The sequence below is a fragment of the Aeromonas simiae genome, assembly GCF_014892695.1.
In the GTDB taxonomy this organism is placed as follows: Bacteria; Pseudomonadota; Gammaproteobacteria; order Enterobacterales; family Aeromonadaceae; genus Aeromonas; species Aeromonas simiae.
This window is the reverse complement of the sequence record NZ_CP040449.1, coordinates 1393352-1405787: the sequence shown is the minus strand read 5'-3', so window position 1 is coordinate 1405787 and position 12436 is coordinate 1393352. Positions and strand designations below refer to the sequence as shown.

At 62.4% G+C, this 12436-nt stretch carries 10 protein-coding genes and 1 pseudogene; 6 read left to right on the top strand and 5 right to left on the bottom strand.

Annotation, left to right across the window (positions count from 1 at the left end; genetic code table 11):
• Positions 1-17 precede the first annotated feature (17 nt).
• The 4 genes from ylqF to FE240_RS06600 form a co-directional block, all read right to left on the bottom strand.
• Positions 18-956, bottom strand: coding sequence for a ribosome biogenesis GTPase YlqF (ylqF, locus tag FE240_RS06615; RefSeq protein ID WP_193003874.1), 939 nt, complete (start codon positions 954-956; stop codon positions 18-20).
• 107 nt (positions 957-1063) lie between these two features.
• Entirely contained in the window at positions 1064-1597 is a 534-nt protein-coding gene (locus FE240_RS06610; protein WP_193003873.1) for a hypothetical protein, read from the bottom strand.
• Positions 1598-2926 (bottom strand): hemolysin family protein, encoded by a 1329-nt coding sequence (locus tag FE240_RS06605; protein WP_193003872.1) that lies wholly within the window; start codon positions 2924-2926, stop codon positions 1598-1600.
• A 144-nt stretch (positions 2927-3070) separates the two neighbouring features.
• The gene (locus FE240_RS06600; protein ID WP_193003871.1) at positions 3071-3940 is read right to left on the bottom strand and encodes a flagellar protein MotY; all 870 of its coding nucleotides are present in this window, start codon (positions 3938-3940) and stop codon (positions 3071-3073) included.
• Positions 3941-4081: 141 nt separating this feature from the next.
• Between FE240_RS06600 and rnt the strand changes: the two genes are divergently transcribed.
• A complete protein-coding gene (gene rnt, locus FE240_RS06595) occupies positions 4082-4735 on the top strand; it encodes a ribonuclease T (protein ID WP_193003870.1) in 654 nt (217 codons plus the stop codon).
• Between the two features lie 97 nt (positions 4736-4832).
• On the opposite strand, the gene FE240_RS06590 is transcribed toward rnt, so the two are convergent.
• Positions 4833-6176 (bottom strand): potassium channel family protein, encoded by a 1344-nt coding sequence (locus FE240_RS06590; protein WP_193003869.1) that lies wholly within the window; start codon positions 6174-6176, stop codon positions 4833-4835.
• Positions 6177-6325: 149 nt separating this feature from the next.
• On the opposite strand from FE240_RS06590, the pseudogene FE240_RS06585 reads away from it, so the two are divergent.
• The 5 genes and pseudogenes from FE240_RS06585 (at position 6326) to FE240_RS06565 (ending at position 12417) form a co-directional block, all read left to right on the top strand.
• Positions 6326-6692: pseudogene (locus FE240_RS06585) on the top strand (YqhA family protein).
• Between the two features lie 109 nt (positions 6693-6801).
• Positions 6802-7251: a hypothetical protein gene (locus FE240_RS06580; RefSeq protein ID WP_193003868.1), complete on the top strand. Its 450-nt coding sequence runs from the start codon at positions 6802-6804 to the stop codon at positions 7249-7251.
• A 3-nt stretch (positions 7252-7254) separates the two neighbouring features.
• The gene (locus FE240_RS06575; protein ID WP_193003867.1) at positions 7255-10149 is read left to right on the top strand and encodes a hypothetical protein; all 2895 of its coding nucleotides are present in this window, start codon (positions 7255-7257) and stop codon (positions 10147-10149) included.
• On the top strand, positions 10149-10982 hold the full coding sequence (locus FE240_RS06570) for an FTR1 family iron permease (protein ID WP_193003866.1): 834 nt from the start codon (positions 10149-10151) through the stop codon (positions 10980-10982). Before FE240_RS06575 ends, FE240_RS06570 begins: the two co-directional genes overlap by 1 nt.
• A 10-nt stretch (positions 10983-10992) precedes the next feature.
• On the top strand, positions 10993-12417 hold the full coding sequence (locus tag FE240_RS06565; protein WP_193003865.1) for an FAD-dependent oxidoreductase: 1425 nt from the start codon (positions 10993-10995) through the stop codon (positions 12415-12417).
• The last annotated feature ends 19 nt before the right edge of the window (positions 12418-12436 follow it).

The following is a 12436-nucleotide window of genomic DNA, read 5'->3' as shown; positions in this document are numbered from 1 at the left end:
CGCCTCTGGTGCTGATGTTATTTGCCGTAGCGCTTGCGGGCCTTGGCCTGGCGCACCTTGTCGCGATCGGCTTTCTCCTTGGCCTTGCGCGCTTCCTCTTCTTTGGCCTCGACCAGCTCCTGGCTCACCATCTCGGGGGTTTCCAGAGTCAGCGGGCCAAGCTGGCCCAGACGCAGCTCGTGGATCAGGATCTCCGACACCTTGTGCAGATCCGATACCCCGCCCTTGCGCATGCAGCCACGGCGCTCGGCGATGGCATCCATCAGCTCGATGTCGCTGGCCGGCAACGCGCTCAGCTGGTAGCGCTCCATCAACCGCTCTGGATAGGCCTTGAGCAGGTATTCGGCGGCAAACAGGGCGATGTCGGCATAATCGATCACGGTATCTTTGATGGCGCCCGTGACGGCCAGCCGATAACCACAGGACGCTGGGCTCAGCTTGGGCCAGAGAAACCCCGGGGTATCGGTCAGGATGATGTTGCCATCGAGCTTGATGCGCTGCTGGGACTTGGTCACCCCCGCCTCGTTACCTGTCTTGGCGATGATGCGCCCAGCCAGGGTATTGATGAGGGTCGACTTGCCGACGTTAGGGATCCCCATGATCATGGCGCGTACCCCGCGCACCGCCTTCTCCCGCTCCGGCAGCATCTCGTGGCACAGGCTCAGCAGGCTCTTGATCTCTTCGGGTTTTTGCTGGGTCAGCGGCAGGGCGCGGATCCCCTTTTGCTGCTCCAGATGGGCGACCCACAGGGCCGTGATGGCCGGATCGGCCAGATCCGCCTTGTTGAGCACCTTGATCACCGGCGTATCACCGCGCAGCTCAGGCACGAGCGGGTTTTCGCTGGAGAAGGGGATGCGCGCATCGATCATCTCGATGATGACATCCACCTGCGGCATCACCTCGGCGATCTCTTTTCTCGCCTTGTGCATGTGACCCGGGAACCAGTTAATTGACATTCTCTTCCTCTCCAGTAGAGCCAAGGGGGCGCATTCTACCCGAGTTTATGGCCGGCTGTGGAGTCCGGCGACCTAAATAACGAAGGGGGCCGCAGCCCCCTGTTGGATCAGCGACCCGCCATGACCTGCTTGATGCGCGCACTCCAGTGCCGCACCTGGCCATTTTGCGGCAGGCTCTGCCAGATCTGCTGGAAACGGGCGTCGCTCATGGCGCCCATCCGGGCCTCGAGGCCAGTGCGCAGGTATTGCTGGGCGGTGCTGATGGCGCGCCCCGAGGTGAGAAAGCGCGCCACCGGGTCGGTCAGGCGCACATCGCGCAGCCCCAGCATGGGGTAGTCGTTGTGTACCGCCCCCAGCATGGTCTCACGCAGCGCCGAGTCTACATAGCCGCGGGCAAACAGGGCTTTGGCCGACGCCAGTGAGCCCTCTGCCGGCCCCTGATATTGCTCGTCGAAGCTAAAGCGCTCCACCGCCTCGGTTTGCACCTTGGCATTGGGATCGGGGCGACTGACGACCGGTGCCGGCTCGGCCTTGACGACAGGTTTGACCGGCGCCGTGGCCGGCTTCTGGCTGCAAGCGGTGACGAGCAGACCGGTGGCGATAAGCAGCAGGCGCTGCCCTTTGGAGAGCGTGACGTGCATTTACTCTTGTTCTCCTTGCTCCCCGTTACTGGCGGGGGAGAGAGGTTCAACCCGGGTCACCAACAGCTGATCCACCTTGTAGCTGTCGATGTCCACCACTTCAAACTTGTAGCCGGCATAGGTCACCGAGTCGGTTCGCTTCGGGATCTTGCGCAGCATAAACATGATGAAACCGGCGATGGTTTCGTAATTTTGAGAATCGGGGAACTCCTCGATGTCAAACGAGCGCATCACGTCCGAAATCGGGGTGACTCCATCGACCAACCAGGAGTGATCGTCACGCTGGACTATCTGCTCCTCCACCACGTGGGTCGCCCACTCCCCCATGACGGTGCTCATCAGATCGTTCATGGTGACGATCCCGACCACCAGGGCGTACTCGTTCATCACCACGGCAAAGTCACCACGATGGTTCTTGAAGTACTCCATCGCCTCATACAGGGTCAGGGTGTCGGGGATGATCAGCACGTTATGCACCAGGGAATCACCCTTGAACTCGATGCTCTTGTTGTTGATGACGCGGATCAGCAGCTCCTTGGCATCCACCACCCCCTTGATGCTGTCGAGGTTCTTGTCACACACCAGGAATTTGTTATGGGGATGCTCGGCAATCTTGGCCTTGATGCTCTCTTCACTCTCTTGCAGGGTGAAGTAGATGAGGCTTTCGCGCGCCGTCATGGCCGAGGTCACCGAAAGAGATTGCAGCTCAAACACATTCTCGATGAGTTGCTGCTCCTCGCGCTGCAACACACCGGCTTCGGCCCCTGCATCGACCAGGGCGAAGATGTCGTCCGAGGTGATCTCATCGTTGCGCACGGTGGAGATGTGCAGCAGCTTAAACAGGGAGTTGGCGACCCCGTTGAAGATCCACACCAAGGGGCGCAGCAGGAGCACCATGAAAATCATCGGCTTGACGATGCGCACCGCGATCTGCTCAGGGAAGCTCATCGCCAGCCGCTTGGGCATCAGATCCGCGATCAGGATGAAGCTGCCGGTCACGAACACGAACGAGAGTATCGAGCTCAGCTCGCCGAGCCAGGGCCCTTGGTAAAATTCGGAAACGAGCTCGCGAAAGGCAGGATTGAGGGCCGACTCGCCCAGCACACCGGCCAAAATAGCCACTGTATTGAGACCAATCTGCACCACGGTGAAAAAGTTACCCGGCTGGGCTTGCAGATCCAACACCTTCTGGGCGTTGCGGTGACCCTCATCGGCCATGACCTGCAATTTGATCTTGCGTGAAGCCGCAAGGGATATTTCTGAGAGGGAGAAGAACACGCTGCTGATGATCAGCAACGCCAGCATAAAAAGACCGTCAACAAAACTCATGATCTACCTATTGAGTAAGAGGCGAACCGCATGGGTGCCTGACGGCACCGACGCGGCAAGCGCCCCGGAGGCGATATAGTAGCAGAAAGAGATGACAGATTGGACAGAGGAGGCAAAAACAGGGGAGGAGTCCCTTAACGAAGATCAGATGTTGCTGCTGCGATCGAGGGAGATGACCACTCGGCGGTTCTTGGCGCGCCCCTTTTCCGTGTCATTCGAAGCCACATGCTGCTTCTCCCCATGCCCCTCCACCGCAATCTTGCCCGGCTCCAGCCCCAGACCGGTAAAGAAGGTCTTGATCGCCTCAGCCCGCTTTTCCGATAACTTCTGGTTGGTCCAGCGTCCCCCATAGCTATCGCTGTAGGCATTGATGACCACCACATCGATGCTGGGATCGGCCTTGAGGTAATCGCCAATCATGGCGAGACGGCGGCGCGAGGCCGCCGAGAGGCGATCGCTGTTCTTTTCGTAGGTGAGCATGCTAAACGCGATGTCACTAAAGCTGTAGGGCAGCAGGCTGTTCATGCAATCCATAAAAGCCTGATACTTGACCCGGAAGTTGACCGAGGAGAGGGAGACCCGCACCGCCCTGTCCTGGCGATACCAGTCGCGGTACTGGAAGGTCGGCATGCGCCCCCCTTCCAGCTCATCGAGCATGGTCCATGCCGTCTGACCGTTGACCAGACCGTTGAACTGCTGATAGAAGCGCAGCTGGGCTATCTCACGCCCGGCCATCCCTGGGCGCCATACCGGCGGCATGGAGCCCAGCGTCACCGCCTGGGTACGTGCTTGGGGGCGCTGGCCATGCAGCTCGAAATCGAGGTTGATGCGATTGCCCGCGCGGGCCACGAACATGCCGGTGCCCCAGCTCGGGATCGGGTGCTCAAGGCGGCATTCTACCTGGGTATCCGAGGTCAGACGCCAGACGGATTGATCCAGACCGGCACCGAATTCGGTCACCCCGGCCTGTAGCGGTCCTGCCGCTAGCACTATCAACCAACCCGCGTATTTCACCTGATGCGCTCCCACTGCCGTTCTTCACGCTGTATCGGCGCCACCGGTCACTTCTTTAGCCTTTCTCTGCCGGCTATCCGGCGCGACAAGCTGCGCCGTTTTTGCCATAATGCCGCCTCGTTTTCTGCCTGCTGAGATCCCATGACCGAGTCAGTTCACACCCTCAAGGGACGCTTTCGCGGCTTCTATCCCGTCGTCATCGACGTGGAGACCGCCGGTTTCAATGCCCGTACCGATGCCCTGCTGGAGATTGCCGCCTGCACCCTCAAGATGGATGCCGACGGCTGGTTGCTGCCGGATCAGATGTTTCACTTCCACGTTGAACCCTTCGAGGGGGCCAACCTCGAGAAGGCGGCGCTCGATTTCACCGGTATCGATCCGTTCAATCCCCTGCGCGGCGCGGTCAGCGAGAAAGAGGCGCTGACCGAGATCTTCAAGGGGATCCGCAAAGGCATGAAGGAGAGTGACTGTGGCCGCGCCATCGTGGTAGCCCACAACGCCACCTTTGATCATGGCTTCGTGATGGCCGCAGCCGAGCGCGCCGGGCTCAAGCGCAATCCATTCCACCCCTTCGCCACCTTCGACACCGCCGCCCTCTCCGGGTTGGCGCTGGGTCAGACCGTGCTGGCCAAGGCGTGCCAGAGCGCCCGCATCCCCTTCGATAATAAAGAGGCTCACTCGGCCCTGTACGACACGGATCGCACCACCGAGCTGTTCTGCCACATCGTCAACCGCTGGAAGGAGCTCGGCGGCTGGCCACCGGCCCCCTGCGAGCCAGACGCAGACGAGGAATAAAAAAACGGGAGCCAAGGCTCCCGTTGTTATGTCCACCATGTCAGCGCCGTGCATCTTGCTCAGCGCACCGACGTGCCAGACGGCGTCCGCACCAACCTCAATACTGCTTGGTCTTGGAGGCAAAGCCTGCCAGAAACAGCCCCATCAGCACCATGCCGCATAAGGCTTCACAGGCCGACAATAGCTCGAGCCAGGTCGATGTCTGGGAGATGTCGCCATACCCTAGGGTGACAAAGGTAACGATGCTGAAATAGAGCGAGCGCCCCGCATGCAGGTAGGTGGTCGATGAGGGGGAGGCAAAATAGGCCAGGGTCGCCGCCAGGATCACGCCCAGCGAGATAAACAGGCTGCGCTCCGGCCGCTCGCCAAAGCCCCAGGTGACATAGCTGGTCAGTTTGGCCAGATAGCGCAGCCAGCAGTAACTTGAGGTCAACCACTTGCGGGGTAGGCTCTGACGCAGCCAAGTCTCCTTGTAAAGGGCGCCGGGGGTGCGATAAGCCTTCATTTCGCACTGCTTCTCCAGGTAGTAATACTCCCCCGCCTCCACCACGTTACCGACGCTTGAGAGCAGCCGCTTGGCATTGCGGTAATAGCGGCTGGCATCGCTGTAGTTGGGCTTGCCATGGGGGCGGTACTGGATGGCGATCTCCTCTAAGCTGGTGTGCTCGAGTGTCGCGTCAAAAAACTCCCCATACACCTCAAAGTACTTGAGCACGGCGCGCGAAGAGTGAAAACGAAAGTCCCTGCACTCGAAGCGGCAATCTTGAAAAATGCCATCGATCAGGGCCAGCTCACGTTTTTGCGAGCCGTTGCGATGATCCCACAGGAAGGTGTCGAAAAAATCGAGTCCCGACACGCCGCCATGGATCTGCATCCCCTTGGCCGAACAGTGCCAGAGATAGATGGGCGAATTGTTGATGGCGCCGCGCAGCACCAGATCGTCCATGGAGGTGAAATCGAGCAGTCGCCCCGACACCACCGGCTCGCTCAGCTCAATGCCGCCGATATTGAGCAAGGGGTGCTGGCCGAGCACCAGCGCCTCACCGCGCCCGTTGGTGGTAATGGTCAGTAGCTGGCGGATCTGGTTGGCGGCCTTGTCACCATGTTGACCACGAAACCAGAGCAGATAAGGCAGAAAAGTTCGCTCGCTGGCGATGAGGCCACTTTTACGCAAAGAGGCCAGCATGGCCGAGCCCGTGCCGTGCAAGCGCCAGCGATCGTCGCTCTTGTAAAGACACAAGCTCAGTGGATCGGTGGCGCTGATAAAGCGGGCGATCCCCAGCCGGAAGATGATCTCTTTCTCAAGCTGCTGCTGGGAGAGCCAATCGGAGAAATAGGGCAGCGAGCTTTCGAGCAGTCCCCAGATCACCGGGTAGTCGTGCTGACGACGCCATTCGTTGAACTGCTCCGGCGTCAACTCCCACAAATCTTGTGCGTTCATGTTTCCTCTCGAGGCGATGTGGCGGCAGGGCGCCGGACAGAATACTCATGATAGCCAAATGCGTATACTGGTAAACGGCCCCGCGCCGCACCACCGCCCATCGCGTGCGGCCCACCGCCACATCATGTCGTCACCCAAAGAGAGGCCCCATCCGTCGCTTCAACCTCATCCTTAACGGCAGCCGCCTTGATGCTCCCCTTTTACCTCTCCATGCTGCTGTGCGTGGCCCTGTGCTTACGTGCAATTGATCAAGAGCCCGCAGGAGCGCGCGTCACTGGGCGATAACTGGCGCTATCACATCAATTTCGCCTTATTAACGCTCATCGTCATCAACTCGCTGGTGACCATCGCCGGCCTCGACGTGCTCAAGGCCTTTCTCGAAGAGGGCACCATGAACCAGACCGAGATGAAGTGGTCGGTGAGCGTCTTTCTCGCCTTCTCCACCGCCCCCTCATCTATGCCGTCACCGAGCGGCTGGCCGAGCACAAGAGCGACCCCAAAGAGGTGTCCCACTGACCTCGATATTCAGCCCGGATTCATTTATTTGTAACTGATAATACTTTTCATTGAGCTTTCCCCCTTGTAAACTGCGCCCACCCGGTACCTGACCGGGCTGGAGCTTTTGATGGACGTGCAGACCCTCTCCCCCCGCAACTTCTGGAACTGGCTCGCCTGGCACCATAAGACGGCCGAGGCGCTGCTCTATCTCATGTTCTTCTCCGGCCTGCTACTGTGGGAGCCCCTGACCCCAGTCTGGGGCGTGGCGCGCTGGAACCTGCTGCTGCACCTGCTGCTCTCCCTCTCCCTGTTTCCCCTCTGGTTTGGTGCCTTTTGGCTGTCGCACCGCCGCCTGCTGCTGCGCAGCCGCAAACCGTTTTTGCGCACCACGGGCCGCACCATCGAGCTGCTGCTACTGCTGTGCGTGAGCAGCGGTGTATTGCTGGTGCTGCACGGCACGCCGGGCGATCGGCTCGGCGCCGTCGCCAGCTGGCTACACTGGGCCAGCACCCTGGCCCTCACTCCCCTGGTGCTGCGCCACGCCTGGCGCTGGACCGTGCTGCGTCTGCGAGCTTGATCCATGCGAATGCTGCTTTCCCTGCTAGCCCTGCTGTTTGCCTCTTCCCTTTGTGCCCAGACCATGAGCGCCGGCCTGATTGGGGATGCCGATACCCTCTATAGCGCCAACCTAGCGGCCGGCTCGGTGAGCCGGGTGGCCAAGGCCGACGGGCGCCTCTTGGCCGAGGCCACCTTGGGGGGCGATCTGCGCCAGCTCGCCCAAGGCCGCGATGGCCAGCTGCTGGTCTCCGATCACAGCGGCGATCGCCTGCTGCTGCTGGGAAGCGATCTGACCCTCAAGCGCACCATCCACACCGATCATCGCCCCTACGGGGTGCTGTTTGACCCGCAGCGCAACTGGTACTGGGTCACCCTGTTCGAGGCGGGCCGGCTGCAAGCCTATGACCAAGCGGGGGAACGGGTGCTCGATGCCCCCACGCTGGAGACCCCGCGCGGGCTGGCGCTGACCGACGATGGCCGCCTGCTGGTGACCCACGCCATGACGGGGCAGCTCTCCATCTATGCCCTCGGCCCCCACCCCATCACCGCTCTGCCGGCCCCGACCGTCATCACCCTGGCCGAGACCCGCAGCGACACCGCCACCGACTCGCAAGGGCTGCCACGCCTGCTCGACTCGATTGCGCTCTCACCGGATGGGCGCGAGGCCTGGCTGCCTCATGTGCTGTGGAGCTTTAACCACCCGTTCCAGTTCCAAAGCAGCGTCTTTCCGGCCATCTCCATCGTCGATCTCGACAGCCAACGCGAGCGGGTGGAGGAGCGCAAGCAGCTCTTCTTGCAGATCAATCTGCCCAATGTGGGCAACCGCAGCCAGATTGTCTCTAACCCCTACGCGGCCCGCTTCGCTCAGGATGGGCGCAAGGTGTTCGTGACCCTGGCGGGCTCGGAGGATCTGCTGGTGTTTGATCTCTCGCGCAGCGGCAAGCAAAACAGCAACCGCCACCGGCGCAAGAAGTTCCAGGGCGGCGCCAAGGCGACCCAGCTACTGCGCCACCTGCCGGGGCAGAACCCGCGCGATCTGCTGCTCGATGGCGAGCACATTTATGTGCACAACGCCATGGGCCAGGATCTCACCCGTCTTGCCACCGGTGGCGGAGCCCCGTTTGCCCGGGTCACGGTGGATGTGCCCCACTTCGCCAAGCTGGTCACGCGCGATCCGCGCCCGGCGGCGCTGGTGCGCGGCGAGCGGCTCTTTCATCTGGGCAACACCGCTGCCAACCCGCGCTTTCCCATGGCGGGGGATAACTGGATGAGCTGCAACTCCTGTCACCTCGATGGGTTCAACTTCACCAACCGCGCGCTGATGGCGTCGCACCGCCAGCGCAGCGCGACCAATGCGGTGAACGGCCATGCCAACCTGATGAACATGGTGGCCGGGGATGTGGTGGGCGAATACCTGCGCATGAGTCAGCAGACCCAGGGGGGCATGGGCCATGATCCCCGCGATGGAGCCGAGCCGGTCGACCCGGCTCGTCCGCAGCCCGAGGTCAAGGCCATGATGGAAGATCTGCACGCCTTCGTTACCCACGACGGCAACCTGCCCTATCTGGCTACCTGGCTGCGCCTCGACGCGCCGCGCACCCGCCCGGACAAGGCGCCGCTAAGCCACCCGAAGCAGTGGCTCAACTCCGCCTCCTGCCAAAACTGCCACGCCGAGGCCTTCGCCGACTGGAGCGACTCCAACCACCGCCTGATGGGCAACTCCCACCCCTACTACAAGGTGGTGCAAGCGTTGGCGCGCGAGAGTGAGGGCGAGGAGTTTGGCCAATGGTGCCAAGGCTGCCACATGCCCCAGCAGGTGCTGACGGGGCAAAAGACGCTGCCCGCCACCAGCCACATGTTAGAAAAGGGGGGAGCTTCGCTCATCGCCGCCCATCAGGCGGGCGAGAGCGTGGTGGAAGAGGGCACTGGCTGTCTTTTCTGCCACCGCATCACCCGGCTCGAAGACGCCGGCGGCAACGCCGCCGTCACGGTGAATCTCAACGATCGTGAGCGTTACGTCTTTGAGGATGCCCCGGGCGGGAGCGTGCGCCACTGGCTGGCCGAGCGGCAGATCAACGCTCGCCCGGCAGCCCACAAGGCGTCGTATCAGCAGGATTTCTATCGCGATGCCGCCTTGTGCAAGAGCTGCCACAACGAGTTCGCCCCCGGCAGCGGCGCCAACATCGTCAACACCTGGGAGGAGTGGGCCAGCTCCCCCTATGCCACCAGCGCTCAAATGGAGGAGCGGCGCACCTGCATCGACTGCCACATGAGCCCCGAGCCCGGCAACGGTGGGGCGGCGGTACCCGGTCGCTCCACCGAGAACGGGCCGCAGAAGGCGCGCCTTTACCGCCACAACTTTACCGGCGCCCAGCACCAGCTCGTGGGGCTGCGCAATGGCCAGCTCGAGGCCGAAAGCCTGGCCCTGCTCAAATCCAGCGCGGCGCTCAGCGCCCATCTGGACGCGGGCAATCTGGTGGTGCGGGTCAGCAACGTCGGCGCCGGCCACGCCCTGCCAACCGGGGTCGCCGATTTTCGCGAGCTGTGGCTCGAGTTGACGGTCAAGGATGCCGCCGGCCAGATCGTGCTTGCCAGCGGCCAGCCGGTCGATGGGGCCGTGCCAGAGGAGGCCCGCATGTTTCGCAAGGTGTTCGGTGATGCCGATGGCAAGCCGGTGGGGCTGAAGTTCTGGCGCTACGCCACGCTGCTGGACGATACCCGCATCCCCGCCAAGGGGTGGCGCGACGAGCGCTATCCGCTGCCGGCGGGCGTGACGGGCCCCTTGCATGTCGAGATCAAGCTTAACTTTCGTACCTATCCGAAGTGGGTGAGCGATGCGGTGCGCGCGGCCGAGCCGGCCCTGCCCGAGCCGCCGATCGTGACCCTGAACCGCCTGCAACTGACACTGGAGTCCTGATGTTTGCAAGTTTTCTCATCACATTGCGCGAGGGGCTCGAAGCCTTCCTGCTGGTGGGCATCTGCCTCTCTTACCTCGCCAAGCTGGGGGCCAGCCGCTACAACCCCTTCATCTATCTGGGGGTCGCGGTGGGGCTGATCGCCTCGCTGGTGGTGGCGTTTCTGTTTCAGGTGGTGGTGAGCCAGTTCGAGAGCGAGCGCTACAACCACCTGCTGATGGCGGGGATCTTGCTCTTTGCCACCCTAGTGCTCACCTACATGGCCATCTGGATGCAAAAGCAGGCCAAGCAACAGGTGGGGGCCATGACCGCCCGCATCGATGCAGCAGTGGGCAGCGGCAACGTGTTTGGCCTCGCCTTCCTGGCCTTCCTGGCCGTGATGCGCGAGGGGTTTGAGACCGTGCTCTTCTTCTCGGCCCTGCTCTATTCGGGGCAAGGGGTGGAGCTGGGCGCCGGGCTCGCCGGCGCCCTGGCCGGCCTGCTGCTCTCGGTGGCGCTGGTGTGGCTGCTGCTGCGCTCCACCCGCAAGGTGGCGCTGGCCCCCTTCTTTCGCTGGAGCGGGCTGCTTATCATCATCATCGCCGCCGGGCTGCTCTCATCGGCCATCAACATGCTGCAAGCGGCCGGGGTGATCGACGTTTGGCGCGAGCCGGTGTTTAACATCAGCCACATCCTCGACGATCAGGGGGTGTTCGGCACCTTCCTGCGCGCCCTGTTTGGTTACAACGCCTCACCGGCCGGCTTGCAACTGACGGTGTGGGGCGCGTACCTGCTCATCTTCATCACCCTGTGGCATCGGGGTTATCGTCAACACGCGCGCCGACTCGGCGCCTGAGTATCGTTTCATGCAATCACACCCCCCCAAGCGGGTCGCCGTCCTCGGCGGCGGCCCGGCCGGCCTGATGGCCGCCTGGCGCCTGCAACAGGCCGGTTTTCACGTCACCTTGCTCGAGCAGGAGGCCGCCGTGGGCGGCATGTGCGCCACCCAGACCTTTCAGGGTCAGGAGGGGGAGTACCGCTTCGATTACGGCGGCCACCGCTTCATCACCAAAAACCCCGAGCTGCTCGCCTTTATCGACGAGCTGATGGGCGATGATCTGCTGCACGCCGAGCGAAAGAGCGTGATCCGCTTTGGCGGGCGCACCTATGACTACCCCTTGAGCCTTGGCAACCTGCTGCGCACCGCGCCGCTGCCACTGATGGCCGGGGCGCTAAAAGATCTGCTGCTACTCCCCTTTGCCCACAAACCAAGGGATTTTGCCAAGGCCAGCTTTGCTGAGTGGATCCAGGCCCACTTCGGCCGCACCCTCTATCGCCAATTTTTCGAAGGCTACACCGGCAAGCTGTGGGGCATAGATCCGGCGCGCCTCTCCGCCGACTGGGCCGGGCAGCGCATCAGCCTTATCGATCTCAAAGACGTGGCGCGCCGCTTGCTGCCACGCCGGCAAGGGCGCGTGTCGGTGCGCACCTACGCCCGCAAGTACCGCTACCCGCGGCTGGGCTTTGGCCAGATCTACACCCGCCTTGGCGAGCGGCTCGTCGCCGAGGGGTGTACCCTCATCACCCAGGCCAAGGTCACCGGGCTGGTGCGAGAGGGCAACCGCCTGAGCCGGGTGCGCTGGGAGCAAGGCGGCAACCCCTGCGAGCAGGCGTTTGATTGGGTCATCTCGACCCTGCCCTTGCCGGTTACCTGCGCGCATCTGGGCGTACCGTGCGATCTGCACTACCGCAGCCTGCGCTTTGTGAACATGCCGCTGGCTCAAGAGAACCTGTCAGACAACACCTGGCAATACCTCTCGGATCCGCACATTCTCGCCACCCGCTTGCAGGAGCCGCGCCGGCGCAGCCCCTTCATGGCACCGGCCGGTAAAAGTTCGGTCATGCTGGAGATCCCCTGCAACGTGGGCGATGAGACCTGGAATGCCCCCCTGCCAGCGCTGCGCCAGCGGGTGAGCCGGGATCTGGCCAGCCTCGGCGTCGACACGGCCCGCCTCGGCCATGAGACGTTCGAGGCGCGCAGCGAATACGCCTATCCCCTGATGGATCTCGGCTACCAGGCGCGGCGCGATCGCGCCATCCAGGCCCTGATGCCGATAGAGAACCTCATCATGGCCGGGCGGCAGGGGACATTTCGTTACATCTTCACCGACACCGCCATGGAGATGGGACTGATGGCCGCCGACATGGTGGTGGACGGAATAGACAGGCGCCACGCCATCTTCAATCATCGCAACGAGAACACGGTGATCGAAACCCAGAGCGTGGCCTGATCCCTTATCAAGGAGAGAC

What these genes read in the sequence shown, in the direction of transcription:
- FE240_RS06580 (WP_193003868.1), top strand. Translation starts at nt 6,802, where the DNA reads ATGGACGTGCAGACCCTCTCCCCCCGCAACTTCTGGAACTGGCTCGCC.
- FE240_RS06565 (WP_193003865.1), top strand. Translation starts at nt 10,993, where the DNA reads ATGCAATCACACCCCCCCAAGCGGGTCGCCGTCCTCGGCGGCGGCCCG.
- FE240_RS06590 (WP_193003869.1), bottom strand. Translation starts at nt 6,176, where the DNA reads ATGAACGCACAAGATTTGTGGGAGTTGACGCCGGAGCAGTTCAACGAA.
- ylqF (WP_193003874.1), bottom strand. Translation starts at nt 956, where the DNA reads ATGTCAATTAACTGGTTCCCGGGTCACATGCACAAGGCGAGAAAAGAG.
- FE240_RS06605 (WP_193003872.1), bottom strand. Translation starts at nt 2,926, where the DNA reads ATGAGTTTTGTTGACGGTCTTTTTATGCTGGCGTTGCTGATCATCAGC.
- FE240_RS06570 (WP_193003866.1), top strand. Translation starts at nt 10,149, where the DNA reads ATGTTTGCAAGTTTTCTCATCACATTGCGCGAGGGGCTCGAAGCCTTC.
- FE240_RS06575 (WP_193003867.1), top strand. Translation starts at nt 7,255, where the DNA reads ATGCGAATGCTGCTTTCCCTGCTAGCCCTGCTGTTTGCCTCTTCCCTT.
- rnt (WP_193003870.1), top strand. Translation starts at nt 4,082, where the DNA reads ATGACCGAGTCAGTTCACACCCTCAAGGGACGCTTTCGCGGCTTCTAT.
- FE240_RS06610 (WP_193003873.1), bottom strand. Translation starts at nt 1,597, where the DNA reads ATGCACGTCACGCTCTCCAAAGGGCAGCGCCTGCTGCTTATCGCCACC.